We start from the raw sequence: 26,126 nt of genomic DNA, 5'->3' as shown, positions 1-26,126 counted from the left end.
TCAGGTGCGCAGCAGGGCGAGCACGACGTCCGGGGTGAGGAACCCCTCCTTGCCGTCGAGGCCGAAGCCCCAGCTGCCGGTCATGGCGTGGTAGACGTACCAGCCGAGACCGAAGACGGCGAGCATCGCGCCGAGCAGCACGAGCCCGACCCAGATCCGCATGCGCCGCTTCTGGCCGGTGCTGGGGACCATCTCCGGGCCCCACTCGCCCAGCCGGGGCTGGACGCGCGGCGGCGTCGCCCCGTTGAGGTTGAGGTCCGAGAACGCCGCGCGCAGCCGCATGCGCCCAGGGTAGCCAGCGGCGGGTCCCCGACGGTGGGGTCGAGGTCAGGTTCACAGCCGTCGATCAGGAACGGGGCCCGTACGGATCCCGCGCGGCACCGGACGTGCGTCGGTCGCGCTACTGCGGGTGCAGCACGGCCACGCCGCGGGCGACGAGGACGAACCGCAGGGTGCGGCCGACCAGGACGGCCGCCGTGAACCACGCGAGCCGCATCCGGGTCGCGCCGGCGAGCAGGGCGACGGCGTACAGGGGTGGGAAGCCGACGACCGCGGCCAGCAGCACGATGGGCAGCCCCCAGCGCTTCTCGCCGACCAGGCGGAGCAGGAAGGCGACCGCCTCGCTGAACCGCCGACGCGCGGGTCCGGCGGTCCCGCGCCGGAACCGGGCCCGCTCACGCCGGACGAAGGGGAACTGCTTCCCGCGGCGGACGCCGAGGAACAGCAGCACCTTGCCGAGGGTCTGGCCGAGCGCGACGCCGAGGACGACGGGCGCAGCCCGCCCGATCGAGGAGATGCCGGAGACGACGACGTAGCTCTCCGCGTTGACCACGGGCACCAGGGCGGACAGCACGCCGTAGCCGAAGGACGTCACGAGCTCGCCCAGCTCGGCCCAGCCGTAACCCTCCATCGGGCACCCCCTGCCCGGCATTGTGCCCGCCGGAGGGCCGTCGCGCAGCCCCGGTACCGGCTTCGCGGGGCGGTGCGGTGGAGGAGTCGGGTGCTACTTGACCAGGGCCGCGAGGTGGTGCAGCCGGGCGACCTCGGAGTCGAGGAAGACGGGCCCGCCCTGCCGGCCGATGACGATCACGCGGTCCTGGGTGATCGGGGTGACGACGACGGTGCAGTCGCCCCAGCCCGGCGCCCAGCCGCTCTCCAGGTCGAGGCGGTGCGTCACGTCGAACGGGGCCAGCCGGGCCGCCAGCTCGGGGCTGACGTCGGGGGCCAGCGTGGTCGAGAAGGTCATCTCGGGACCGCCGGCCCCGGTCGCGACGAGGATCGCCCAGTGCGACCGGAACACCACGGGGCACAGCGAGACGAGCGTCTCGGCGGCGTGCACCGGGTCGGCCGTCATCCGCTCGAGCGCCTCGAGGTCGGACTGCAGGCCGCCGCCCTCGGGGTAGCGGGCGATCCACTCCACGCGTACGCCCTCGAGGTTCTGGCACGCGGTGACGAGCATCTCGGGCAGCTGGTTGGGCGGCAGGTCGACGATGAAGTCGTCGACGACGACGCCGTCACCCTTCTCGACGATCTCGACGGCGTTGATGTCACCGCCCACGCCACCCATGGCGGTGGCCACCGAGCCGAGCGAACCCGGCCGGTCGGGCAGGGTGACGCGCATCAGGAACACGGGGCCATCGTCGCAGAAGCGGCGTTACCGGGGGGTTTCGTTCCCGTGTCGTGTCTATCCGTGGTCAGCCTGGCCACCACCGACTCGCGCGCCGACGCGTTGAGGAGGAGCAGGTGACGACAACGTTCTTCCGTCGTCACCTGAGACGACGAAAGCGTCGGGTCCGAGCGCGAGGCGCGTCGGAGCGGAGCGGAGACAATGGACACGTGCCCCGCTTCGAACCGTTCCGCGCCCTCCGCTACGCGGGGACCGACCTCGACCCGCTGCTGGCGCCGCCGTACGACGTGCTGGACGACGCGGACGTGGACGCGCTGCAGGAGCGTTCGCCCCACAACGTGACGCGGGTGGACGTCCCGCGCGGCGGGCCGGACCGGTACGAGGAGGCGTCGGAGACGCTCGGGCGCTGGGTCGACGAGGGCGTGCTGGTGCGCGACGCGGAGCCGTCGTTCACGATCTACCGGCTGCGGTTCACCGACGGCGGCGGGTCCGAGCGGGACGTGGCCGGGGTCCTCGGTGCGCTGGAGGTGGTCGACGCCGGCGCGGGCGGCGTGCTGCCGCACGAGCGGACGACGCCGAAGGACGCGACGGACCGGCTCGAGCTGACGCGCGCCACGCAGGCCAACCTGTCGCCGGTGTGGGGGCTCTCGCTCGCGACCGGGCTGGCCGCGCTGCTCGCCGAGCCCGGCGAACCGGTCGGCCGCCTGGTCGACGACGCCGACGGCCGGACGGTCGAGCACGTCTGGGAGCGGGTGACCGACCCCGGGCGGGTGAGCGCCGTACGCGCGCTGCTGGCGTCCGACGACGTGCTGATCGCCGACGGGCACCACCGCTACGCGGTCAGCCGCACCTACCGCGACGAGGTCCGGGCGGCGACCGGGCGGGACGACACCGACGCCGAGCTGACGCTGACCTTCGTCGCCGAGCTCGTCGCCGACCAGCTGAGCGTCGAGGCGATCCACCGTCTGTACGCCGGCGTCGACCCCGAGGAGCTCCGGGCGGCGCTCGACCGGTTCTTCGTCCGGACGCCGACCGCTTCTCCGGACGCGGGCACCGCGGCGGCGATGGCGGCCGACGGGTTCCTCGTCCTGGTCACCGCCGACGGCGCGGAGCGGCTCGACCCGCGACCGGGCGCGTTCGACGACGTGCGGTCGCTGGACGGGGTGTGGCTGGAGACGGCGCTGGAGGGCGTGGCGGTGTCGACGGCGTACCAGCACGGCCTCGACGAGACGCTCCACGCCGTCACGGGCGGCCGCGCGACCGCCGCCGTGCTGGTGCGCCCGGTCAGCCTCGCCGAGATCGGGCGCACGGCCCGCGAGGGGCTGCTGATGCCGCCGAAGTCGACGTTCTTCACGCCCAAGCTCAAGACCGGCGCGGTGCTGCGCCCGCTGACCCTCTAGGCGAGGGGCGGCCGCGTCGCCCGACCGTCGCTCCGCCGCGAGAAACGCCGGGGAGGGCGACCGGGGCGCGGTCCTAGGATGGACAGCCGGTCGTCGCGCAGCGGCGTGCCGTCCCGCACGCACGTGATTCGAGGAGTGACGCCCCGTGGCCTTGACGCCCAACGACGTGGCCGACCTGGCCCGGTTGGCCCGGATCGAGCTGACCCCGGACGAGCTGGCCCACCTGGCGCCCCAGCTGGACGCGATCCTCGAGGCCGTCGCCAAGGTCTCCGAGGTCGCGGCCGACGACATCCCGCCGACGTCGCACCCGCTGCCGCTGGAGAACGTCTCGCGCCCCGACGTCGTCCGCCCGTCCCTGCCCCGGGAGGTCGTCCTCGCGGGCGCCCCGGCGGCGGAGGACGACCGCTTCCGCGTCCCGCGGATCCTCGGGGAGGACGCGTGAGCACCGTCAGCAGCACCGACGACCTGACCCGGGCGACCGCGTCCGGCCTCGCCGCCGCCATCGCCTCCGGCGACGTGAGCTCGGTCGAGGTCACGCAGGCCCACCTCGACCGGATGGCCGCCGTCGAGCCCGCCGTCCACGCCTTCCTGCACGTCGACGGCGAGCGCGCGCTGGCCGCCGCCGCGAAGGTCGACCAGGCACGGGCCGCCGGCGAGACCCTCGGGCCGCTGGCCGGCGTGCCCGTCGCGCTCAAGGACGTGCTCACCTACGCCGGTGCGCCCACGACGGCCGGCTCCCGCGTCCTCGAGGGCTGGGTGCCGCCGTACGACGCGACCGTCACCCGCCGGATGCTCGACGCCGGCCTGGTCATCCTCGGCAAGACGAACCTCGACGAGTTCGCGATGGGCTCCTCGACCGAGAACTCCGCCTACGGCCCGACGCACAACCCCTGGGACCTCGACCGGATCCCCGGGGGTTCGGGGGGTGGCTCGGCCGCGGCGCTCGCCGCCTTCGAGGCCCCGCTGTCCATCGGCACCGACACCGGCGGCTCCATCCGGCAGCCCGCCTCCGTCACGGGGACCGTCGGGGTCAAGCCGACGTACGGCGGCACCTCCCGCTACGGCCTCGTCGCGCTCGCGTCGAGCCTCGACCAGCCCGGGCCGTGCGCCCGTACGGTCCTCGACGCGGCCCTGCTGCACGCGGTCATCGGCGGACACGACCCGCTCGACTCGACCTCCGCGAACGCCCCCGTGCCCGACGTCGTGTCGGCCGCCCGCTCGGGCGACGTGCGCGGGCTCAAGATCGGCGTGGTCCGCGAGCTCGGCGGCGAGGGCTACCAGCCCGGCGTCGAGCAGCGGTTCCGCGAGGCGGTCGACGTGCTGGCCGGCCTGGGCGCGGAGATCGTCGAGGTCTCCTGCCCGAACTTCGCCTACGCGCTCCCGGCCTACTACCTGATCCTGCCGAGCGAGGCGAGTTCCAACCTCGCCAAGTTCGACGGGATGCGGTTCGGCCTGCGTACCGGCGACGACGGCAGCCACGACGCCGAGGAGGTCATGGGGCTGACCCGCGAGGCCGGCTTCGGCGCGGAGGTCAAGCGCCGGATCATCCTCGGCACGTACGCCCTGTCCAGCGGCTACTACGACGCCTACTACGGGCAGGCCCAGAAGGTCCGCACGCTCGTGACGCGCGACTTCGAGTCGGCCTTCGCGCAGGTCGACGTCCTGGTCTCGCCCTCGACCCCGGGCACCGCGTTCCGGATCGGGGAGAAGGTCGACGACCCGCTGGCCATGTACCTGAACGACCTCTGCACCATCCCGTCCAACCTGGCCGGCAACGCGAGCGCCTCGTTCCCCGTGGGGCTCGCCCCCGAGGACGGGCTGCCCGTCGGGCTGCAGGTCATGGCGCCGCCGCTGGCCGACGACCGGCTCTACCGGGTCGGCGCCGCGCTGGAGCGGGCGCTCGAGGAGCGCTGGGGCGGCCCGCTGCTCGCGCAGGCCCCCGAGCTCGTCGTCCCGGCCGTCGCAGGAGGAACCAAGTGACCACGACCGCTCCCGACCTCGTCATGGACTACGACGACGCCGTCGGCCGCTTCGACCCGGCGCTCGGGCTCGAGGTGCACGTCGAGCTGAACACCGCGTCGAAGATGTTCTGCGGGTGCTCCACGGCGTTCGGCGCGGAGCCGAACACGCAGGTCTGCCCGACCTGCCTCGGCCTGCCCGGCTCGCTGCCCGTGGTCAACGAGACGGCCGTCGAGTCCGCGATCCGGATCGGCCTCGCGCTGAACTGCTCGATCGCGCGCTGGTGCCGCTTCGCGCGGAAGAACTACTTCTACCCCGACCAGCCGAAGAACTACCAGATCAGCCAGTACGACGAGCCCATCGCGTACGACGGCTGGGCCGAGGTCGAGGTGCCCGACGACGAGGGCGTGCTGCGCACGTACCGGATCGAGATCGAGCGCGCGCACATGGAGGAGGACACCGGCAAGTCGCTGCACGTCGGCGGCGCGACCGGGCGCATCCACGGCGCGGACCACTCGCTGCTGGACTACAACCGCTCCGGCGTGCCGCTGATCGAGATCGTCACGCGCCCGATCGAGGGCGCGGGGAAGTACGCGCCGGCGGTGGCCCGGGCGTACGTCGCGATGCTCCGCGACCTGCTGCGCGGGCTCGGTGTCTCCGACGTGCGGATGGAGCAGGGCTCGCTGCGCTGCGACGCGAACGTGTCGCTGCGCGCGACCCCGGACGCCCCGCTCGGCACCCGGACCGAGACCAAGAACGTCAACTCCCTGCGCAGCGTCGAGCGCGCCATCCGCTACGAGATCACCCGCCAGGCGGCCGTGCTCAGCGACGGCGGCCGGGTCAAGCAGGAGACGCGGCACTGGCAGGAGGGTCCCGGCACGACCTCCTCGGGCCGCAGCAAGGAGCAGGCGGAGGAGTACCGCTACTTCCCCGACCCCGACCTCGTCCCGGTCGCCCCGGCGCCCGAGTGGGTCGAGTCGCTCCGCGCCACGCTGCCCGAGCCGCCGGCCAAGCGGCTGCGCCGCATCAGCGCGGAGTGGGGGTTCAGCGAGGCGGAGCTCCGCGACGTCGTCGCCTCCGGCGCGCTCGACCAGGTCGAGGCGACCGTCGCCGCCGGCACCACCCCGCAGGCTGCGCGCAAGTGGTGGCTCGGCGAGCTGACCCGCCGCGCGAACGCCGACGGCGTCGAGCTCGAGCAGCTGCCCGTCACGCCCGCCCAGGTGGCCGAGCTCCAGGGCCTCGTCGACGCCGGGACGATCAACGACAAGCTCGCCCGCGAGGTTCTCGAGGGCGTGCTGGCGGGCGAGGGTTCGCCGGCTGCGGTCGTCGAGCAGCGCGGCCTCGCGGTCGTCTCCGACGACGGCGCCCTCGGTGCCGCCGTCGACGAGGCCATCGCCGCCAACCCGGGCGTCGCCGACAAGATCCGCGCCGGCAAGGTCCAGGCCGCCGGCGCCCTCATCGGCGCCGTGATGAAGTCCATGGGCGGCAAGGCCGACGCCGCCCGCGTACGCGAGCTCGTCCTCGAGCGCCTGACGTAGGTTCCGTCGACTGCGCGCAGATCGTCCGACACGCCCGGCGTGTCTCACGCTTTGCGCGCACTCGGCGCGGGAGGGATGAGTTGTCCCCAGGTTGGGGGTCGCGCCGGGGCGGAGGATGCGCTCGCTAGGGCATGGTGCCGGGGTGCTCGAGCCCTTCACCACCGCGCAGGCGAGGGACGCCGGGCTCACACCTGCAGGCTTGCGCGGGCCGGCGGTGCGCCGCGAGCACCACGGTGCTTACGTCGAGGCGTTCATCGAGCCGGACCTCGCCGTCAGCATCGCGGCCGCCCGGCTGGTGCTGCCGGCGGACGCCCTGCTCGACGGGGTGTCGGCGCTCCAGGCGCTCGGCCTGGACCTGGGCAGCCCTCGTCCGCTGCGGTTCGTCTCGGCGCACCCTCATCAGGTCCGGCGTCCGGGCATTCGCGTCCGGCGCGTCCGGGCACGCCCCTCCGCAGGACCGCACCCGGGCAGCCTCGGACCGGTGCCCGCCTTGCTCGCCGCGGCGCAGGAGCTGGACCTCGTCGAGCTCGTGGCGGCCGGGGACTGGCTCGTGAGGTGGGACCTCACGACCCAGGCGGCGCTGGTCGCGGCTGCGGCGCAGCACCACGGGCGGGGCGCTGTCCTGGCGCGGCGGGCCTCGGCGCTCGTCCGTGACCACGTGGACTCCGTACGCGAGACGCGCCTGCGGCTCTGCCTCGTCCTGGCCGGGCTCCCCGAGCCCGAGGTGAACCCGATCGTGAGCCTCGACGGCCGGAGGATCGGCCGGGTCGACCTGCTCCTCCGTCGTTGGCGCGTCGTCATCGAGTACGAGGGCGACCAGCACCGTACGGACCGGCGTCAGTGGAACACCGACATCTCCCGACACGAGCAGCTGGCGGTGACCGGGGCGACCCTCGTGCGGGTCACGGGGGAGCGCATGCGTCACCCGCGCGCGGTCGTGGCGCTCGTCGTGTCCGCACTCAGGGCGGGTGGCTGGGCCGGTCCAGACCCCGTCTTCGACGAGGAGTGGCACCGCCTCTTCCCGAGTGCGCGCTGATCGCGAGACACGCCGTGCGTGTCGCGCGATCTCCGCGCACTCGATCCGGCAGAGAGGGAAGGCGACTAGCCGCGGGTCTCCGCGTCGCTGGTCTTGACCGAGAGCACGGGAACCGTGGACTCGAGGATCAGGCGCTGGGCGATGCTGCCGAGGACGGCCTTGCCGATGGGGGAGCGCTTGCGGACGCCGACGACGAGGCGGGTGACCTCGGGGCGGTCCTCGATGGCCTGCAGGACCTGCTCGACCTCGTCGACGTCGGAACCGCCGCCGGGCGTGACGACCTCGACCGGCACGCCGTCGGCGAGCATCGAGGTGTCCAGGTCCGCGGAGGTCAGGTTGATCGCGGTGAGCGGGACGTTGAGGGAGGCGGCCTCATTGGCTGCGGCCTCGAGGGCGGCCTTGCCCTCCGGGCTGTCCGTGACGGCGACGAGAACGCTCATGGTGTCCTTCCCAGCGGCGGGAGGCGGCAGGGCAGCCGCCTTCCCGGCATGATGCCGCACCCTCGGCGGGACCGGCGGCGGGGGTGCGGGGCGGGCGGCCGCCGGGGCTCAGCGGGCCAGGGCCTCGTCGAGGAACAGCAGCATCGTGCCGAGCAGCAGCCGGCGCGAGTCGGCCCGTCGGTACTCGTGGCCCTCGCCCTGCAGGACCAGCAGCTCGACCGGCCGGTCGAGCTCGCGCAGGGCGGCGACGACCTGGGTCGCCTCGCCGAACGGCACGTTCGTGTCGAGCTCGCCGTGGGCGACGAGCAGCGGGACGTCGATGTTCGCGACCTGCTGCATCGGCGAGAGGGCGCGCAGCAGCGCCCAGTCGCGCTCGGGGTCGCCGTACTTGGTGACGGCGGCCGACGCGATCCACGGCTCGGTGTCGCGGTAGAAGGTGTGCAGGTCCGACATCCCGCAGATGTCGACGCCGGCGGCGAAGGTCCCGGGCGAGAAGGCGAGCATCGCCAGGGTGAGGTAGCCGCCGTACGAGCGTCCCGTCACGGCGACGCGGCCCGGCTCGGCGACGCCGAGGCGCACGAGGAACTCCGCGCATGCCAGCACGTCGTCGAACGCGTCGCGGCGGCCGTGCACGTCGTCGGCGTGCACGAACGCGCGCCCCGAGCCCGACGAACCACGGATGTTCGGCGCGAAGACGGCGATGCCGGCCGCGGCCATGGCCTGGTGCTGCGGGCTGAACGTCGGCCGTTCCTGGGCCTCGGGCCCGCCGTGCAGGCTGAGCATCGCCGGGCCGGGCCCCACGGAACCCGGCGGCCGGTAGAGCCAGCCCGTGAGCGGCAGCCCGTCGCGCCCGTGCAGGAACTCGAGCGTGGGCGTCACCAGGCGGGCGTCCGGACGCTGCGGGACGGCGGTGGCGAGCGTCCACGTGCGCGTCTCCACGTCCAGGCACCAGAGCTCGCGCGGGCGCTCGGGCCCCTCGACGGCCATCAGCGCGGTCGAGCCGTCGCGGCTGATCAGCATCCCGGTGATCACGGCCCCCGGGACGTCCTCGACGACGGACGCCTCGCCGGTCCAGGCGTCGACGAGCTCGAGCTCGGAACGCCCGCCGGCCACGTTCCAGACGAGCAGCAGGCGGCGGCCCGCGTCGTCGGCGTCGAGGCCCTCCAGCTCGGCGTCGGGCCGCGGGGCGAGGACGCCGGACTGGCCGCGCCAGCCGGCCGGGCCGAGCGGGATGGCGACGAGCTGGCGGCGGGGGAGCCCGGCGTCGGTCGCCAGGTAGGCGATGAGTGGCTCGAGCGCGGCCGGGTGGTCGGGCGGCAGCGGATCGCTGGGCGGTGCCGGCCGCACGATCGCGCGGTCCGTCGAACCCGTCGCGGGGTAGGGCAGCAGCGGGTGGTCGGCGTCGGCGACGCGGTCGACCACGACGCAGAACTGCTTGCCCCGCTGCCCGTCCTTGAGGACCACGTAGTCCTCGTCGACGGACAGGTCGAGGACCGAGATCAGCTCGCCGCTGGCCAGGGCGTACATCTCGCCGTTGGCCGGGTCGACGAGGTAGGCGCGGGTCGGTTCGCCGGCGTGCTCGGCCGGCACGGTCAGGCTGACGCGGTGCCCGCTGCGGGTCCAGGGCCCGAGCTCGGCGTGGACGGTCTCCGAGCCGGCGACCCGCCGCGCCCCGCTGCCGTCCGGGCGCACGACCCACACCTGCGTACGGACGCCGCCGCCGGTCGCCAGCGCGCACGCCAGCCAGCCGCCGTCGGCCGACCAGCTGACCGCGACGACCGGGTCCTCGGACAGGTCGACCATCCGGGCCTCGGGCAACGTGCCGTCGCCCCCCGCGGCCGCGGAGCGCGGGAGGTCCTGGACCCACAACCGGGGGCTGCCGGTCCGGTCGCTGACGAAGGCGACCTGCGCGCAGTCCGGCGACAGGGTCGGGGCCCAGCTGCCCCAGGCGTCCGTCAGCTCCTCGCCGAGGCGCACGGCCGCGGCGAGCGAGGGGGACGGGGTGCGGCGCCACGCGGCCTCCGCGGCGGCGGCGAGCACCTCCTGGTCGGGCCCCACCTAGCCCACCCCGTGGTGCTGCAGCCACATCTCCAGCAGGCCGAGCTGCCACAGCGCGTTCGACCCGAGGCGGGTCCGGGTGCGGTTGGGGTCGCTGAGCAGCGCCTGCACGGTCTCGTCGCGGAACAGCCCCCGCCGGCGGGCCGCGTCGCTGCTGAGGGCGTCGCGCACCTTCTCGAGCATCGGGCCCTGCAGCTGCCGGATCGCCGGCACCGGGAAGTAGCCCTTGGTCCGGTCGATGACCTCGTCGGGCACCACGCCCCGGGCCGCGCGTTTGAGCACGCCCTTGCCCCCGTCGGCGAGCTTGAGCCCCGGCGGGATGCGGCCCGCGAGCTCGACCAGCTCGTGGTCGAGGAAGGGCACCCGGGCCTCCAGGCCCCACGCCATGGTCATGTTGTCGACGCGCTTGACCGGGTCGTCGACCAGCATCACGGTGGTGTCGCTGCGCAGGGCGGCGTCGACCGCGGTCTCGGCGCCCGGTTCCGCGAACCCCTGCGCGACGAGCTCGCTCGGGGCGTCGTGGTCGATCAGCCAGTCGGGCGAGACCAGGCTCGGCATGGCCGACCAGCGCCGGTCGAAGAACACGTCCGCGTACGCCTCCGCCGCGTCCGCGCGCGGGACGCCGGCGAGCGGCGGGTACCAGTCGTAGCCCCCGAGCACCTCGTCCGCGCCCTGGCCGGACTGCACGACCTTGACGCTCTTCGCGACGTCCTCGCTGAGCAGGTAGAAGGCGACGCAGTCGTGGCTGACCATCGGCTCGCTCATCGCCGCGATGGTCGCGTCGACGCCGGGCAGCAGCCGGGAGTCGTCGATGAGGATCCGGTGGTGGTCGGTGCCGAAGCGCTTCGCGACGAGCGAGGAGTACTCGAACTCGTCCCCGCTCTCCCCGCCGCTGGCCTCGAAGCCGATGCTGAACGTCTTGAGGTCGTGCTGCCCGGCCTGCGCCAGCAGGGCCACGACGAGCGAGGAGTCGATCCCGCCCGAGAGCAGCACGCCGACCGGCACGTCGGCGACCATCCGGCGGTCGACGGCCACGCGGAGGGACTCGAGCAGCGCCTCCTCCCAGTCCCGGTCGCTCCAGCCGGCCTGGGCGGCGTCGCGGCTGAACGCCGGCTTCCAGTAGGTCCGCTCGGTCCAGGTCCCGTCGGGCTCGACGACGCGGACCGTGGCCGGCGGCAGCTTCTTGACGCCGTTGAGGATCGTCCGCGGCGGCGGCACGATGCTGTGGAACGTCATGTAGCAGGCCAGGGCGACCGGGTCGATCGACGTGTCGGTGCCGCCCCCGGCGAGCAGCGCGGGCAGCGAGGACGCGAACCGTAGCCGGGCCGCGGTCTGGTCGAGGTAGAGCGGCTTGATGCCCAGCCGGTCCCGCGCCAGCACCAGCCGCCCGCTCGCGTGCTCCACGACCGCGAACGCGAACATGCCGAGGAAGTGGTCCACGCAGGACGTGCCCCACTGCGCGTACGCCTTGCCGATCACCTCCGTGTCGGAGGTGGAGAAGAAGCGGTGCCCGTGGCCCTCGAGCTCGGCGCGCAGGTCCCTGTAGTTGTAGATGCAGCCGTTGAAGGCCACGGTCAGGCCCAGCGGGGAGTCCACCATCGGCTGCCCGCCGGCCGCGCTGAGGTCGATGATCGACAGCCGCCGGTGCCCGAGCACGACCGGGCCCCGCGCCCACAGCCCGGACCCGTCCGGCCCGCGGTGCGCCATCGCCTCGGTGACGCACCCGCAGGCGGTGACGTCGGCCGACCGCCCGTCGAACCTGATCTCCCCGCTCAACCCGCACATCAGACCGGTCCGCCTTCCGTGTCGCTGCCGATGATCCAGGTGTCCTTGGCGCCGCCGCCGCGCGAGGAGTTCACCACCAGGGAGCCCTCGGGGGCCATCCTGGTCAGCCCGAGGCCGCCGAGGACGACGTCGTCGGGGCCGGTGCCCGTGACGTACGCGAAGACGCGCAGATCGACGTGGCGCGGCTGCAGCAGGCTGCCCGCGAGGGTCGGGTGGGAGGAGAGGGCCACGACCTCCTGGGCGACCCAGCCGGCCGGGTCCGCGGCGATCTCGGTGCGGCGGGCGGCCACCTCGGCGGCCGAGGCCTCCGGACCGATGAGCACGCCCGCCCCGCCGTGGCCGTCGACCGGCTTGGTCACGAGCTCGCCGACCCGGTCCAGGACCATCCGGTACTCGCTCTCCTCGCCGGTCCGGTAGGTCGGGACGGACTCCAGCGTCGGGTGCTCGTCGAGGTAGTAGCCGATCAGCTCCGGCACGTAGCAGTACATGGCCTTGTCGTCGGCGACGCCGTTGCCGGGCGCGTTCGCCAGCAGGACGGCGCCCGCCTCCGCCACGTCGAGGACCTCGGCCCCGACCGCGCGCCCGGCGCCGTCGACCAGGTCGACGAGCTCGACGTCGAGGCGCAGGTAGAGCGCGTCCAGCCGCCGCCCGTCGCGGTGGCGGACCTCGCCGTCGACGACCTCGAGGTCGTCGGCCCCCACGAGCACCAGGTCGGCGCGCTCGGCGAGCACGCGGTGCTCGAACCAGGCCGAGCTGTCCGGACCGCTCGACAGCAGCGCGGCGGTGCCGTCCGTCCGGCCGCCGAGGACCGTCGTGCGCAGCAGCGCCAGGGCGCCGGCCGGGTCGAGGAGCCCGGACGGACGGGGGAGGTCGGGCATGACGGCGTCCATCAGCTCGCGGACGGCCAGCGCGTAGCCCGCGCCGGACGGGTTGCGCACGTTGTCCTCGAGGACCCGCCAGCCGCCGAACTCGTTGCGCACCAGGTCGAAGCCCATGACCGGCGCCCGGACGACCCCGTCCGGCAGCCGGAGCGCCTCGTCGCGCCACCCCGGCGAGCCGACGACGAGGTCGGGTTTGAGCAGGCCGTCCTGCAGGATCCGCTGCTCCCCGTAGACGTCGCGCAGGAAGCACTCGATGGCCCGGGCCCGCTGCACCAGGCCGCGGCGCAGGTCGTCCCACTCGTGCGGCGACACGAGCCGCGGCACCAGGTCGACGGCGAAGGGCTGCTGGGTGCCCTCGACCCCGAAGGTCACCCCGTGCTCGGCGACCCAGGCGTCCCGGGCGCGGGCGCGCTCGTCGATCCGGTCGGCGTCGAGGTCGCGGAACACCTCGACCAGCGCCTCGTACGCGGGCCGCGGGCGGCGGTTCGAGCCGATCGCCTCGTCGCCGGCGCGGGCGCGGTAGCGGCGCAGCTCGGGGGCCGCGGGCCGGGGACCCTCGGCCGGCCCGCGCGTCTCGGCGACCACGAGCTCCATGACGTCCTCGAGGCGGCCGAGATCGACGTACGCGGCCCGCTGCCGGTCGGCGGAGTTGCCGCGGGCGAGCGCGGACTCGGCGAGCCAGCGGACCTCGTCGGCGTCGCCGAGCTCGGTGAGCGGGCCCTGGAGGCGCTCGACCATCGCCCACACGGCGTCGGCCGCGGGCACCGGGCGGGGGTGCAGGCTGCGGTCGAGCAGGTTGCCGGACAGGCCGCCGCGCGCGGCCTGCCAGAGGGCGGCGCGGTGCATGGGTGCGGCGACCGGCTCGTGCGGGCGGCCCTCGAGGATCTCGATCTCGGCGGCGCGGACGGCCGCCCGGAAGAGGCCGGCGATGAGGACGGCGTCGTCGACGACCGGGCACACGTCGCAGACGCGCAGCTCCAGGGTGGGCGCGTGGGAGGAGGGCCGGACGTCGAAGTAGGCCATCTTCTCGTCGGCGATGACGCCCGAGTGGATCAGGTCGGCGAGCAGCGCGTCGTACTCCTGGGCCGAGCGCAGCGGGCCGGTGGCCCCGGCGGTGGGCCAGCGTTGCCAGATGATCGTGCGGATCGAGGAGTAGCCGGTGTCCTGCTCGTTGAAGTAGGGCGAGCTGGCCGACAGCGCGGTCAGCACGGGCAGGTCGCGGGCGATCCGCTGCATGATCTCGACCGCGAGGTCGCGGTCGGAGACGCCCACGTGGATCTGCAGCCCGCAGATGAGCTGCTCGTCGACGAGCATCCGGTACTGCTCCTGCATGCGCCCGTAGCGGCCGGTGGTGGTGAGCTCGAAGTCGGCGAACGCCGCGCTCGGCGCGGTGCCCACGGCGGCGACCCCGACGTTGTCCCGGGCGGCCTCGCTGACGAGCAGCCGGCGCAGCCGGAGGAGCTCCGCCCGCAGGCCGTCGAGGGTGTCGACGACGTCGGTGTTCGTCTCGACGGTGGTGCGCTGGATCTCCGCGGAGTAGTTCGCGGCCGGCAGCCGGGAGAGCAGCTGGGGCGCCCGGCCGACCAGCTTCCAGCTGTCCAGGTCGACGAGGTGCAGCTCCTCCTCGGCCCCCAGCGTCAGCTCGGCGGGCACGTCGACCCCGGCGGTGCCTGCGCTGCTCTCATCGCGCTCACACTAGTGAGCACGTGTTACGGGGAGGTTGTGTCCTCGGGCTCCACGGGCCGCCGCCGCGAGGTGACGAGCAGGGCCAGCCCGACCAGCACGCAGGCCAGCCCGACCCAGAACCAGGTGCGGTTGCCGGTCATGAAGCTGCCCGGCAGGTAGCCCAGCCCCTGGCCCACCCAGACGGCTCCGACGACGATCGCGATGACGCCGACGATGCGGGCGGTCGTCCGGGCAGCAGCAGATCTCACACCCCGAGTGTGCTCTTCACTCGCTGAGCTCGCTGCGCAGCAGCTGCTCGACGTCGTCGGGCTCGCCGACGAGGCGGACCTGCGCGGCGCTCGTGCGCCCGTGGGCGAGCAGGGTCAGCTCGCTCGGACGGCCGACCGCGGTCACGATGCGGGTCCCGGCCGCGGCCCGGATGGTCTCCGGCTCGCCGTGCTCGTCGACGGTGCCCTCGCGCTCCAGCACGACGCCGACCGGTGAGCGCCGGAACTGCGCCCGGGCCAGCAGCTTGAGCCGGCGCCACAGCCAGCCCTCGACGTCGTCGCCCAGCTCGCGCGGCGGCAGCGCCGGGTCGGTGGCGCGGCGCACGTCCTCGTGGTGGACGAAGTACTCGGTGGTGTTCGCGCCCTCGTCGACCCCCGGGATCGCGAACACGGAGAAGCGGGCCGGGCCGTTGCGGACCTTGTCGACCAGCTCGTCGTACGGCCAGCGCGCCTTGGTCTCGGCCATCCGCCGCTCGAGGAACCCGGCCAGCGGCCGCGCCACGATCCCGCCGGCACCGACCGGGTCGGTCTCGCGGATCCAGAGGTGCGCGGCCAGGTCGTGGGACGTCCAGCCCTCGCAGAGGGTGGGGGCCTCGGGGCCGACCCGGTCGAGGAGGTCGGCCAGCTCGGCGCGCTCGGACTGCGCAAACGTCACGAGGGTCGATGGTAGTGGTGCGAGCCGGTCCCGCCGCCGGGCGAGCGGAACGTGGCCGGGCCCGCTGGGGCGGCGGGGGAGACTGGACCCCATGACCGCGACTCCGACCACGTCGTCGGGGCTCGACCCCGCCATCGCCGCGCTGCTCAAGCGCGACGCCGCCGGCCTGGTGGCCGCGGTGGTGCAGGACGAGACCACGCGCGACGTGCTGATGGTCGGGTGGATGGACGACGAGGCGCTGCACCGCACGCTCACGACCGGGCGCTCCACCTTCTTCTCCCGCAGCCGCCAGGAGTACTGGGTCAAGGGCGAGACCAGCGGCCACCGCCAGTGGGTCCGCGGCGTCCGGCTCGACTGCGACGGCGACACGTTGCTGCTGACCGTCCGGCAGGAGGGCGCGGCCTGCCACACCGGTGACGCCACCTGCTTCGACGCCCGCCCGCTGCCCGCCCTCGTCCTGCCCCTCGCCGCGGACGCGACCGCCCCCGACCCCGTGGCCGCGGGCTCGTGAGCGCGGCGCCCGGCACGACGTCCGCCGCCGGCTCGACGCCCGCCGCGGCCCGGGACCGTACGGGTGCTCTGCGGGCCTTCGGCCTGGGCGGGCTCGCCGTCGGCGCGGTGCTCGCGCTCGTGGCCGGCTCGCGGGCCTGGTGGCGGGCGGCGGGCACCGGGGTCTCCGTCGCCTTCCCCGGCACCGAGGCCACCGGCGGCCTGGCCCAGGCCCTCGCCCTGGTCGTGCTCGCCGGAGCCCTGCTCGGGCTGGTCCTCCGGGCCCGCGGGCGCCGCGTGCTCGGCGTGCTGCTGGTCCTGACCGGGGCCGGGATCCTCGTCCTGGGCGCCACCCGTCCACGGCCCGCGTCGGGAGCGGTGCGCAGCCGCGTCCTCGAGGTGAGCCTCGCCGACCAGTTCGCGCTCGTGGGGACCGCGTGGCCGTACGTCTACGCCGCCGCCGGCCTGCTCGTCCTCGCCGCTGCCGTCGTCATGACCCTGACCGCGCCGCGGTGGCCGTCGCGCGCGTCCCGCTTCGAGCGACCCGCCGTCGGCGCATCCGGCGAGGGGCAGCCCGTGGCCGCCGTCGCCGACGTCCGCGACGACGACCCGGCCGCCCTCTGGCGGCTGCTGGACGCCGGCGTGGACCCGACGGTGGCCGGTGCCGAGCCCGGGGACCGGCGCGGCGACCCGGGGTCCGGACGCACCGACGAGGATCCGGACGCCCCGTCGTCATCCGGGAGGGCCGTTGTGCACGAACAACCTTCCAGTGTCACGATGAAGCCCCGGGTGGACGCCCGGACCGACGACCCCACCTGACCGTGGAGCAGAGGAGCAGCGCGATGGCAGCCCCGTCCCGTGCAGCGGACGAGTCCGGAACGGCTCACCGCTCGGACATCACCGACCCGGGGAACGAGCGCAAGAAGCCCATCCACCACGGGCAGACGCTCGCGGCGTGGGTCGGCAGCCTGACGGCGATGGTCGCCGTGATCATCGGCGGCTTCGGCGTGGTCTTCCAGGCCTGGGTCGTCTTCGGGATCGGTGTGGCCCTGTTGGTCGCTGCGGGCGTCGCCACGCTCGTGCTGCAGAAGATGGGGCACGGGGCCCGCTAGGGCCCGCGCCGTGGACACGACGTAGGACGCAGGGGAACAACGTCATGGGAGTGCTCGACGACATCGTCGCCGGGGTCCGCGAGGACCTCGAGCTGCGGCAGGCCGACGTCTCGCTGGGCCGGCTCAAGGATCGGTGCCTGCACGTCGACGCGGCGCTCGACCCGATGCCGGTGTTCCGGGGACCGGGGGTCTCCGTGATCGCGGAGGTCAAGCGCGCCAGCCCGAGCCGCGGGGCGCTGGCCACGATCGGCGACCCGGCCGCGCTGGCCGCCGAGTACGAGGCCGGCGGCGCCGCCGTCATCTCCGTCCTCACCGAGCAGCGCCGGTTCTCCGGCACCCTCGAGGACCTGGTGCAGGTGCGCCGGGCCGTGGACATCCCGGTGCTGCGCAAGGACTTCGTGGTCACGCCGTACCAGCTCTTCGAGGCGCGCGCGGCGGGTGCGGACCTGGTCCTGCTCATCGTGGCGGCGCTCAACGACGACGAGCTCATCAGCCTCGTCGAGCGGGCCGAGTCGATCGGCCTGACCCCCCTGGTCGAGGCGCACACGGCCGACGAGGTGCGCCGTGCGATCGACGCCGGCGCCCGGATCATCGGCGTGAACAACCGCAGCCTGCAGACCCTCGAGGTCGACCCGACCACCTTCGCCCGGCTCGCGCCACTGATCCCCGACGGCGTCGTCCGCGTCGCCGAGTCCGGCGTCCGCGGTCCCCACGACGTCATCGAGCTCGCCCGTGCGGGGGCCGACGTCGTCCTCGTCGGCGAGGCGCTCGTCACCGGCCGGGACCCGCGCAGCGGGGTCGCCGACCTCGTCGCGGCCGGGGCCCACCCGGCCGTGCACCGCAGCTGACGCCGCCGCGCCCGCGCAGCGCCACCCGCCAGCCGAACCAGCCAGCCGAACCACCCAGCCGTAAAGAACCAGGCCCGTGCGGCCCCGCGCCGTATCCTGCGCGGGTGCCCGTGAACCGCGGGCCGCTCCCGAGACGAGGTCCTCCTGTGGTCAGCGCCCTGCCCGACGCCCGCGGTCATTTCGAGCAGTTCGGGGGCAAGTTCGTCCCCGAGGCGCTCTGGGCCGCCCTGGCGCAGCTCGAGCAGGAGTTCCACGCGGCGGTGGCCGACCCGGTCTTCGGCGCCGAGCTCGCCGGCCTCCTCGCCGACTACACCGGGCGCCCGTCGCCGATCACCGTGGCCCGCCGGTTCGCCGAGCACGCGCGTCCCGCCGACGGGCCCGCCCCGCTGATCCTGCTCAAGCGCGAGGACCTGAACCACACGGGCTCGCACAAGATCAACAACGTTCTCGGCCAGGCCATGCTGACGAAGCGGATGGGCAAGACGCGCGTCATCGCCGAGACGGGCGCCGGCCAGCACGGCGTGGCCACGGCCACCGCCGCTGCGCTCTTCGGCCTCGAGTGCACCGTCTACATGGGCAAGGTCGACACCGAGCGCCAGGCGCTGAACGTCGCCCGCATGCGCCTGCTCGGCGCCGAGGTCATCGCCGTCGAGTCGGGCACGCAGACGCTCAAGGACGCGATGAACGAGGCCATGCGCGACTGGGTCGCCAGCGTCGACGAGACGCACTACCTGATCGGGACGGTCGCCGGTCCGCACCCGTTCCCGCTGCTGGTCCGTGAGTTCCAGCGCGTCATCAGCACCGAGGCCCGCGCCCAGGTCCTCGACCGCTACGGCCGGCTGCCGGACGCCGTCGCCGCCTGCGTCGGCGGCGGCTCCAACGCCCTCGGCATCTTCGCCGACTTCATCCCCGACGCCGACGTCCGGCTCTTCGGCTACGAGGCCGGCGGCGACGGCGTCTCGACCGGGCGGCACGCGGCCACCATCTCGGCCGGGTCGGTCGGGGTCCTGCACGGGATGCGCACCTTCGTCCTGCAGGACGAGGACGGCCAGACCAAGGACTCCCACTCGATCTCGGCGGGCCTCGACTACCCCGGCGTCGGCCCCGAGCACTCGTGGCTCGCGGCGACCGGACGGGCGACGTACGAGCCGGTCACCGACACCGAGGCCATGGAGGCGTTCCGCCTGCTGACGCAGACCGAGGGGATCCTGCCGGCCATCGAGTCCGCGCACGGCCTCGCGGGCGCGCTGCGGCTCGGCCGCTCGCTCCCGCCGCGGGCCGACGGCGAGCCGTCGATCATCCTCGTCAACCTCTCCGGGCGCGGGGACAAGGACGTCGACACGGCCATCCAGTGGTTCAACGTCGACACGCGCGGCACGGGCTCGGAGTCCGGCCGCCCGGTGGGCACCAACCTGAGCGCCGACCCCAACCTGGACATGTCGCTGGACGAGAGCGGGCCCGCCAGCACCACCGCGGTCCAGCTGTGAGCACGGTGACGACGCCGGGCACGACCCCGGCCGCCGACGCCGCGACCCGCCCCGCCTTCGACCGCGGGCAGACGGGTGGCGTCTTCGCCGCGACCCGCGAGCAGGGGCGTGGCGCGCTCGTCGGCTTCCTGCACGTGGGCTACCCGGACGTCCCCACCTCGGTCGCCGCCCTGCGCGCGCTGACCGGCGAGGGGGAGTCGGCGGGCGTCGACCTCGTCGAGATCGGGCTGCCCTACAGCGACCCGATGATGGACGGGGTCACGGTGCAGCGCGCCGGGACGCGGGCGCTGCAGCGCGGGGTGCGGACCCGCGACGCGCTGACCGCCGCCGAGGCGGTCGCCGCCACCGGCACGCCGGCCGTCGTCATGACCTACTGGAACCTCATCGAGCACTACGGCCCGGCCGCCTTCGCACGCGACCTCGCCGCCGCGGGCGGCTCCGGGCTCATCACGCCCGACCTGACCCCGGACGAGGCGGAGACCTGGTTCGAGGTCTCGGACGCCCACGGGCTCGACCGGGTGTTCCTGGTGTCGCCGTCCTCCACCGACCAGCGGCTGGTCGACACCGTCTCGGCGTGCCGCGGCTGGGTCTACGCCACGTCCGTCATGGGCGTCACCGGCGCACGGACCCAGAGCTCCACCGCGGCCCCCGGCCTCGTCGCGCGGATCCGCGAGGCGGTGCCCGACGCCATGGTGGGCGTCGGCCTCGGCATCTCGAACGGTGCCCAGGCGCGCGAGACCGTCGCCTACGCGGACGCGGCCATCGTCGGTTCCGCGCTCGTCAAGACGCTGCTCGAGGCGGAGGACGCCGGCCGCCCCGACGACCTGACCGCGCTGCGCGCCCTCGTGGCCGACCTGGCGCAGGGCGTCGCGGCCGCGGAGCCCGCAGCACGGTGAGCCCGCTCGTCGCCCTGGCGCCCCTGTTCATCCCGAGCCCGAGCCAGAACGTCTGGCACCTCGGCCCGCTGCCGATCCGGGCGTACGCGCTGTGCATCATCGCCGGGATCATCGTCGGCATGGTCATCGCGACCCGTCGCTGGCGGGCGCGCGGCGGTACCTCCGACGGGCTGGAGTCCGTGGTCGTGCTGGCCGTCCCGTTCGGCATCGTCGGGGCCCGGATCTACCACGTCATCACCGACTACGAGCTCTACTTCGGCCCCGGACGCCACCCGGTCGACGCGCTGAAGATCTGGCAGGGCGGCCTGGGCATCTGGGGCGCCGTCGCCTTCGGGGCGCTCGGCGGCTGGCTGGTCGCCCGCCGCCGGGGCATCCGCTTCCCGGCGCTGCTCGACGCGTGCGCCCCCGGCATCGCCGTGGCGCAGGGCATCGGCCGGCTCGGCAACTGGTTCAACTCCGAGCTGTTCGGCCGGCCCACCACGCTGCCCTGGGGCCTGGAGATCGACCCGCGGTTCCGCCCGTCCGGCTTCGAGCAGTACGCGACCTTCCACCCGACGTTCCTCTACGAGCTCGTCTGGGACGTCCTGGTCGCCGTCGCGGTGGTGCTGCTCGACCGGCGCTTCCGCCTCGGCCACGGCAAGGTCTTCACGCTCTACGTGCTCTTCTACACGGCCGGCCGCTTCTGGATCGAGGCCCTGCGGATCGACACCGTGAACGAGATCGGCGGCTTCCGCCTGAACAACTACACGTCCGTGATCGTCTTCGTGGCCGCCGCGCTCGTGCTCCTCTGGCTCGTCCGGAACCGTCCCGGTCGCGAGACGGTCGTCGAGGACCCGGCCACGACCGCGCCGGTCGACGGTGTCGTAGACGCCGACGCGGACGTGGCCGACCGGGAGGGCGACGAGTCGCGTACGGACGCGGCGGTCAGCGACGACGGCACGGCCGACGAGCCGGCGGACGCGGTCCCGGGCGACGGTGCGACCGCTTCGCCCGCGGCTCCGGAACGGTCCCGCACCGACCTGTGACGTCCGTCCGTGACGGGAACGATGACGTCAGGGGTCGCACAGGGTCGGTACGCTAGGGCTACCTAGCAGTCGGTCGCGCCACCCTGTCGACCAGCACGCCAGCACCATGACGCCGCGGACAGCGCAACCAGACGCCGGTCCAGGCCGAAATATGTTCAGCGATGCCCGCGAGCCTGCGTTAGCATCCTCACCGCTCCTGGCCAGCGACGTCCTGGGTGCGCCACGCTCGTACCCCTCGTGAGCCCCGCCCGGGTCCTGCTCGGCGACGAAACGACAGGAGTCCACGCACGTGACTCTGCTCTCCACGCCCCCGTCCTCCCCGGCCCCCGCCGCGTCGCCCTTCCGGCGCCCGCAGGCGGAGGGTCTGTACGACCCCGCGCTCGACCACGACGCCTGCGGCGTCGCCTTCGTCGCCACGTTGACGGGGATCCCGAGCCACGCGATCGTCGAGCAGGGCCTCGAGGCCCTGCGCAACCTCGACCACCGCGGTGCCACGGGCGCCGACGCGCGCACGGGCGACGGCGCGGGCATCCTGCTGCAGGTCCCGGACACCTTCCTGCGCGCCGAGGCGGGCTTCGAGCTGCCGCCGGCCGGGTCGTACGCGGTGGGCAACGCCTTCCTGCCCGTCGACGGGGCCGCGCGGGCCACGGCGAAGGAGACCATCGAGCGGGTCGCCGTCGAGGAGGGCCTGCGGGTCCTCGGCTGGCGCGTGGTGCCGACCGAGAGCTCCTCGCTGTCCGACCTGACGCGCGACAACATGCCGGCCTTCGAGCAGCTGTTCGTGACCGCGTCCGGGCAGCCGGTGCAGGGCCTCGCGCTGGAGCGCCTCGTCTACTGCCTGCGTCGCCGCAGCCAGAACGAGGCCGGCGTCTACTTCTCCTCGCTGTCGTGCCGCACGCTCGTCTACAAGGGCATGCTCACCACCGAGCAGCTCGAGCTCGTCTTCCCCGAGCTCGGCGACGAGCGCATGGAGAGCGCGCTCGTGGTCGTGCACTCGCGCTTCTCGACGAACACGTTCCCGTCGTGGGAGCTGGCCCACCCGTTCCGGATGATCGCGCACAACGGCGAGATCAACACGGTGAAGGGCAACCGGAACTGGATGCGCGCCCGCGAGGCGCTCCTGGCCAGCCAGCTCATCCCCGGCGACCTCGAGCGGCTGTTCCCGATCTGCACGCCGGAGGCGTCGGACTCGGCCTCCTTCGACGAGGTCGTCGAGCTGCTGCACCTCGGCGGCCGGTCGCTGCCGCACGCGATGCTGATGATGATCCCGGAGGCCTGGGAGAACAACCCGACGATGGACGCCCGTCGTCGCGACTTCTACGCCTTCCACTCCTGCCTGATGGAGCCCTGGGACGGGCCCGCGGGCGTCGTCTTCACCGACGGCACCCAGGTCGGCGCCGTGCTCGACCGCAACGGCCTGCGCCCCGGTCGCTACTGGGTCACCGACGACGGCCTCGTCGTGCTCGCCTCCGAGGCGGGCGTGCTGGACATCCCGGCCGAGAAGATCGTCCAGAAGGGCCGCCTCCAGCCGGGCCGCATGTTCCTGGTCGACCTCGCCGAGCACCGCCTCGTCTCCAACGACGAGGTCAAGGACTCCCTGGCCGCGGCCGCGCCGTACGGCGAGTGGCTGGCGGCGGGACGCATCCTGCTCAACGACCTGCCCGAGCGCGAGCACGTCGTCCACAGCCACGCCTCCGTGACGCGGCGCCAGCAGGTCTTCGGCTACACCGAGGAGGAGCTGCGGCTGATCCTCGCGCCGATGTCGTCGGGCGGTGCGGAGCCGATCGGCTCGATGGGCACCGACACCCCGATCGCCGCCCTGAGCGAGAAGCCGCGGCTGCTGTTCGACTACTTCAGCCAGCTCTTCGCCCAGGTGACGAACCCGCCGCTGGACGCGATCCGCGAGGAGCTCGTGACCTCGCTGTTCAACACCATCGGCTCCGAGCAGAACCTGCTCGACCCCACGCCGGCCTCCTGCCGACGCCTGGTGCTGCCGTTCCCGGTGCTCGACAACGACGACCTGGCCAAGATCGTCAAGATCAACCGTGCCGGCGACCTGCCCGGCTACGCCACGTACGTCGCCCGCGGGCTCTACGAGGTGTCCGGCGGCCACGAGGCGCTCGGCGCCGCGCTCGACCGGCTCTGCGCCGAGATCAGCCAGGCCATCGCCGACGGCGCCCGGATCATCCTGCTGTCGGACCGGCACTCCAACGCCGAGCTGGCCCCGATCCCGTCGTTGCTCTTCACCGCCGCGGTCCACCACCACCTGGTCCGTGAGAAGACGCGCACCCAGGTCGGTCTGGTCGTCGAGGCCGGCGACGTGCGCGAGGTGCACCACGTCGCGCTGCTCATCGGCTACGGCGCGGCCGCGGTCAACCCGTACCTCGCCATCGAGTCGGCCGAGGACCTGGCCCGGCGCAGCGTCTACACGGCCGTCGAGCCCGAGGTCGCGGTCAAGAACGTGGTCAAGGCGCTCGGCAAGGGCGTCCTCAAGGTCATGAGCAAGATGGGCGTCTCGACCGTCGCCTCCTACACCGGTGCGCAGATCTTCGAGGCGCTCGGGCTGAGCTCGGAGGTCGTCGACCGCTACTTCACCGGCACCACGTCCAAGCTGGGTGGGGTCACCCTGGAGCAGATCGCCGAGGAGGTGCACCGGCGCCACCTGCAGGCCTACCCGTCCAACGGGATCCCGCAGGCGCACCGGACGCTGCCGGTCGGCGGGGAGTACCAGTGGCGCCGTGAGGGCGAGCCGCACCTGTTCGACCCCGAGACCGTCTTCCGGCTGCAGCACAGCACCCGGACCGGGCGCTACGACATCTTCAAGCAGTACACCTCGCACATCGACAGCCAGGCCGAGCGCCTGATGACGCTGCGCGGGCTGCTCAAGATCAGCCCGGACCGTCCCTCGATCCCGATCGAGGAGGTCGAGCCGGTCAGCGCGATCGTCAAGCGCTTCTCGACCGGCGCGATGTCGTACGGCTCGATCAGCCTCGAGGCGCACCAGACGCTGGCCATCGCGATGAACCGCCTCGGCGGCAAGTCGAACACGGGCGAGGGCGGCGAGGACACCGACCGCCTGCACGACCCGGAGCGGCGCAGCGCGATCAAGCAGGTGGCGTCCGGCCGGTTCGGCGTGACGAGCGACTACCTGACCAACGCGACGGACATCCAGATCAAGATGGCGCAGGGCGCCAAGCCCGGCGAGGGTGGCCAGCTGCCCGGCCAGAAGGTCTACCCGTGGGTGGCCAAGACCCGGCACTCGACGCCGGGCGTCGGCCTCATCTCTCCGCCGCCGCACCACGACATCTACTCGATCGAGGACCTCAAGCAGCTCATCCACGACCTCAAGTGCGCCAACCCGAGCGCACGGGTGCACGTCAAGCTCGTCGCCGAGGTCGGCGTCGGCACGGTCGCAGCGGGCGTGAGCAAGGCCAAGGCCGACGTGGTCCTCATCTCCGGCCACGACGGCGGCACGGGTGCGGCCCCGCTAACCTCGCTCAAGCACGCGGGCGGGCCGTGGGAGCTCGGCCTGGCCGAGACGCAGCAGACGCTGCTCGTCAACGGGCTGCGCGACCGGATCGTCGTGCAGGTCGACGGCCAGCTCAAGACCGGCCGCGACGTGATCATCGGCGCGCTGCTCGGGGCCGAGGAGTTCGGCTTCGCGACGGCCCCGCTGGTGGTCAGCGGCTGCATCATGATGCGGGTCTGCCACCTCGACACCTGCCCGGTCGGCGTCGCGACGCAGAACGCGGAGCTGCGCCAGAAGTTCTCCGGCAAGCCGGAGTTCGTCGTGAACTTCTTCGAGTTCATCGCCGAGGAGGTGCGCGAGCACCTCGCGCAGCTGGGGTTCCGCACGCTGGCCGAGGCCGTCGGCCACGTCGAGCTGCTCGACTCCACGATCGCCGAGACGCACTGGAAGGCGCACGGGCTCGACCTCGCGCCGATGCTCCACCGTCCGGCGCTGCCCGAGGGCGCGCCCCTGCGCAACGTGACCACGCAGGACCACGGCCTGGACGCCAAGCTCGACCAGAAGCTGATCGAGATCTGCCGTCCGGCGCTGGACCACGGCGAGGCCGTACGTGCGTCGCTGCCGGTCCGCAACATCGACCGGACCGTCGGCACGATCCTCGGCCACGAGGTGACCAAGGCGACCAACGGCGAGGGCCTGCCGGACGGGACGATCGACCTGACGTTCACGGGGTCGGCGGGGCAGAGCTTCGGCGCCTTCGTGCCCGCCGGCGTCACGCTGCGCCTCGAGGGCGACAGCAACGACTACCTCGGCAAGGGGCTCTCGGGCGGGCGCCTCGTGCTCCGGCCGAACCGCGCCTCGACCTTCGTCGCCAGCGAGAACATCATCGCCGGCAACGTCATCGGCTACGGCGCCACGGGCGGAGAGATCTTCATCGCCGGCCAGGTGGGGGAGCGGTTCTGCGTCCGCAACTCCGGCGCCACCGCCGTCGTCGAGGGCCTAGGCGACCACGGGTGCGAGTACATGACCGGTGGCGTCGCGGTGGTCCTCGGGCGTACGGGGCGCAACGTCGCGGCCGGCATGTCCGGCGGTATCGCCTACCTGCTCGACCTCGACGAGTCGCTGCTCAACACCGAGATGGTCGACGCGATCGTGCCCGGCGAGGCGGACCTGGAGCTGCTGCAGGGTCTGGTCAAGCGGCACCACGAGGAGACCGGCTCGGTCGTCGCCCAGGGGCTGCTCGCCGACTGGGCCTCCGCCGCCCCGCGCTTCACCAAGGTGCTGCCGCGCGAGTACGCGAAGGTCATGGCCGCACGCGACGCGGCGGAGTCGGAAGGTCTCGACGAGGCCGCCACGACGCTGCGCATGATGGACGCGGTGAAGCGTTGAGCAGCTTCGACGGTCGGGACCGCGGACGTCCCGGGCACCACCCGGTCCTCGCAACCATCCGCCCTCCGCAGGCTCCGGGC

Annotated in this window: 21 protein-coding genes and 1 pseudogene; 13 read left to right on the top strand and 9 right to left on the bottom strand. The window is 73.8% G+C overall.

The features are described from left to right. The 3 genes from ABD665_RS03515 to ABD665_RS03505 all read right to left on the bottom strand — a co-directional run bounded on the left by ABD665_RS03515 (window position 1) and on the right by ABD665_RS03505 (window position 1,624). Window positions 1–282, bottom strand: coding sequence for a hypothetical protein (locus tag ABD665_RS03515; RefSeq protein WP_204912209.1), 282 nt, complete (start codon window positions 280–282; stop codon window positions 1–3). Between the two features lie 118 nt (window positions 283–400). Beyond that, on the bottom strand, window positions 401–910 hold the full coding sequence (locus tag ABD665_RS03510; RefSeq protein WP_204912210.1) for a hypothetical protein: 510 nt from the start codon (window positions 908–910) through the stop codon (window positions 401–403). A gap of 93 nt (window positions 911–1,003) precedes the next feature. Continuing rightward, window positions 1,004–1,624 (bottom strand): ACT domain-containing protein, encoded by a 621-nt coding sequence (locus ABD665_RS03505; protein WP_204914354.1) that lies wholly within the window; start codon window positions 1,622–1,624, stop codon window positions 1,004–1,006. A gap of 212 nt (window positions 1,625–1,836) precedes the next feature. Between ABD665_RS03505 and ABD665_RS03500 the strand changes: the two genes are divergently transcribed. From ABD665_RS03500 to ABD665_RS03480, 5 genes are all read left to right on the top strand, one after another. Then, entirely contained in the window at window positions 1,837–3,027 is a 1,191-nt protein-coding gene (locus ABD665_RS03500) for a DUF1015 family protein (RefSeq protein WP_204912211.1), read from the top strand. Window positions 3,028–3,172: 145 nt separating this feature from the next. Continuing rightward, window positions 3,173–3,469 carry an Asp-tRNA(Asn)/Glu-tRNA(Gln) amidotransferase subunit GatC gene (gatC, locus tag ABD665_RS03495; RefSeq protein ID WP_204912212.1) on the top strand — a complete coding sequence of 99 codons (297 nt, stop codon included), beginning with the start codon at window positions 3,173–3,175 and terminating at the stop codon, window positions 3,467–3,469. After that, window positions 3,466–5,007 (top strand): Asp-tRNA(Asn)/Glu-tRNA(Gln) amidotransferase subunit GatA, encoded by a 1,542-nt coding sequence (gene gatA / locus ABD665_RS03490; protein ID WP_204912213.1) that lies wholly within the window; start codon window positions 3,466–3,468, stop codon window positions 5,005–5,007. The genes gatC and gatA overlap by 4 nt, the downstream gene beginning before the upstream one ends. Window positions 5,008–5,030: 23 nt before the next feature. After that, the gene (gene gatB / locus ABD665_RS03485; protein WP_204914356.1) at window positions 5,031–6,524 is read left to right on the top strand and encodes an Asp-tRNA(Asn)/Glu-tRNA(Gln) amidotransferase subunit GatB; all 1,494 of its coding nucleotides are present in this window, start codon (window positions 5,031–5,033) and stop codon (window positions 6,522–6,524) included. Window positions 6,525–6,666: 142 nt separating this feature from the next. Continuing rightward, complete coding sequence (locus ABD665_RS03480; RefSeq protein WP_204912214.1) at window positions 6,667–7,560, top strand: hypothetical protein; 894 nt, start codon at window positions 6,667–6,669, stop codon at window positions 7,558–7,560. Window positions 7,561–7,625: 65 nt separating this feature from the next. Here the strand turns inward: ABD665_RS03480 and ABD665_RS03475 are convergent, their stop codons facing one another. The 6 genes from ABD665_RS03475 to ABD665_RS03450 all read right to left on the bottom strand — a co-directional run bounded on the left by ABD665_RS03475 (window position 7,626) and on the right by ABD665_RS03450 (window position 15,331). After that, the gene (locus tag ABD665_RS03475; protein ID WP_204912215.1) at window positions 7,626–8,000 is read right to left on the bottom strand and encodes a universal stress protein; all 375 of its coding nucleotides are present in this window, start codon (window positions 7,998–8,000) and stop codon (window positions 7,626–7,628) included. A gap of 108 nt (window positions 8,001–8,108) precedes the next feature. Continuing rightward, window positions 8,109–10,058, bottom strand: a complete 1,950-nt coding sequence (locus ABD665_RS03470; protein ID WP_204912216.1) for a prolyl oligopeptidase family serine peptidase — start codon at window positions 10,056–10,058, stop codon at window positions 8,109–8,111. Next, on the bottom strand, window positions 10,059–11,834 hold the full coding sequence (locus ABD665_RS03465; RefSeq protein WP_344741067.1) for an N-acetylglutaminylglutamine amidotransferase: 1,776 nt from the start codon (window positions 11,832–11,834) through the stop codon (window positions 10,059–10,061). Window positions 11,835–11,842: 8 nt separating this feature from the next. Next, the gene (locus ABD665_RS03460; RefSeq protein WP_344741065.1) at window positions 11,843–14,377 is read right to left on the bottom strand and encodes a glutamate--cysteine ligase; all 2,535 of its coding nucleotides are present in this window, start codon (window positions 14,375–14,377) and stop codon (window positions 11,843–11,845) included. Between the two features lie 56 nt (window positions 14,378–14,433). Then, entirely contained in the window at window positions 14,434–14,658 is a 225-nt protein-coding gene (locus ABD665_RS03455) for a hypothetical protein (RefSeq protein WP_204912219.1), read from the bottom strand. Between the two features lie 16 nt (window positions 14,659–14,674). Further along, a complete protein-coding gene (locus ABD665_RS03450) occupies window positions 14,675–15,331 on the bottom strand; it encodes a TIGR03085 family metal-binding protein (RefSeq protein ID WP_204912220.1) in 657 nt (218 codons plus the stop codon). Window positions 15,332–15,422: 91 nt separating this feature from the next. On the opposite strand from ABD665_RS03450, the gene hisI reads away from it, so the two are divergent. From hisI to gltB, 8 genes and pseudogenes are all read left to right on the top strand, one after another. After that, window positions 15,423–15,842, top strand: a complete 420-nt coding sequence (hisI, locus tag ABD665_RS03445; protein ID WP_204912221.1) for a phosphoribosyl-AMP cyclohydrolase — start codon at window positions 15,423–15,425, stop codon at window positions 15,840–15,842. Next, a complete protein-coding gene (locus ABD665_RS03440) occupies window positions 15,839–16,639 on the top strand; it encodes a Trp biosynthesis-associated membrane protein (RefSeq protein WP_204912222.1) in 801 nt (266 codons plus the stop codon). Before hisI ends, ABD665_RS03440 begins: the two co-directional genes overlap by 4 nt. A 23-nt stretch (window positions 16,640–16,662) precedes the next feature. Further along, on the top strand, window positions 16,663–16,932 hold the full coding sequence (locus ABD665_RS03435) for an HGxxPAAW family protein (protein WP_204912223.1): 270 nt from the start codon (window positions 16,663–16,665) through the stop codon (window positions 16,930–16,932). Between the two features lie 44 nt (window positions 16,933–16,976). Then, complete coding sequence (gene trpC / locus ABD665_RS03430; protein WP_204912224.1) at window positions 16,977–17,780, top strand: indole-3-glycerol phosphate synthase TrpC; 804 nt, start codon at window positions 16,977–16,979, stop codon at window positions 17,778–17,780. Between the two features lie 146 nt (window positions 17,781–17,926). After that, window positions 17,927–19,147: pseudogene (gene trpB / locus ABD665_RS03425) on the top strand (tryptophan synthase subunit beta); the annotation flags it as partial. Window positions 19,148–19,272: 125 nt separating this feature from the next. Further along, window positions 19,273–20,163, top strand: coding sequence for a tryptophan synthase subunit alpha (gene trpA / locus ABD665_RS03420; RefSeq protein ID WP_204914359.1), 891 nt, complete (start codon window positions 19,273–19,275; stop codon window positions 20,161–20,163). Next, the gene (gene lgt, locus ABD665_RS03415; protein WP_344741060.1) at window positions 20,160–21,188 is read left to right on the top strand and encodes a prolipoprotein diacylglyceryl transferase; all 1,029 of its coding nucleotides are present in this window, start codon (window positions 20,160–20,162) and stop codon (window positions 21,186–21,188) included. Before trpA ends, lgt begins: the two co-directional genes overlap by 4 nt. Before the next feature lie 289 nt (window positions 21,189–21,477). Beyond that, entirely contained in the window at window positions 21,478–26,046 is a 4,569-nt protein-coding gene (gene gltB / locus ABD665_RS03410) for a glutamate synthase large subunit (RefSeq protein ID WP_425562103.1), read from the top strand. The last annotated feature ends 80 nt before the right edge of the window (window positions 26,047–26,126 follow it).

This window comes from Microlunatus spumicola, assembly GCF_039536445.1.
GTDB classification, from domain to species: Bacteria; Actinomycetota; Actinomycetes; order Propionibacteriales; family Propionibacteriaceae; genus Microlunatus; species Microlunatus spumicola.
The sequence above is the reverse complement of the archived record's forward strand: the minus strand, read 5'-3'. Positions and strand labels throughout refer to the sequence as shown.

Excerpts from the sequence above, each read along its gene's own strand:
- ABD665_RS03515 (WP_204912209.1), bottom strand. The coding sequence starts at position 282 with ATGCGGCTGCGCGCGGCGTTCTCGGACCTCAACCTCAACGGGGCGACG.
- ABD665_RS03510 (WP_204912210.1), bottom strand. The coding sequence starts at position 910 with ATGGAGGGTTACGGCTGGGCCGAGCTGGGCGAGCTCGTGACGTCCTTC.
- gatB (WP_204914356.1), top strand. The coding sequence starts at position 5,031 with ATGGACTACGACGACGCCGTCGGCCGCTTCGACCCGGCGCTCGGGCTC.
- ABD665_RS03475 (WP_204912215.1), bottom strand. The coding sequence starts at position 8,000 with ATGAGCGTTCTCGTCGCCGTCACGGACAGCCCGGAGGGCAAGGCCGCC.
- hisI (WP_204912221.1), top strand. The coding sequence starts at position 15,423 with ATGACCGCGACTCCGACCACGTCGTCGGGGCTCGACCCCGCCATCGCC.
- ABD665_RS03435 (WP_204912223.1), top strand. The coding sequence starts at position 16,663 with ATGGCAGCCCCGTCCCGTGCAGCGGACGAGTCCGGAACGGCTCACCGC.
- trpC (WP_204912224.1), top strand. The coding sequence starts at position 16,977 with ATGGGAGTGCTCGACGACATCGTCGCCGGGGTCCGCGAGGACCTCGAG.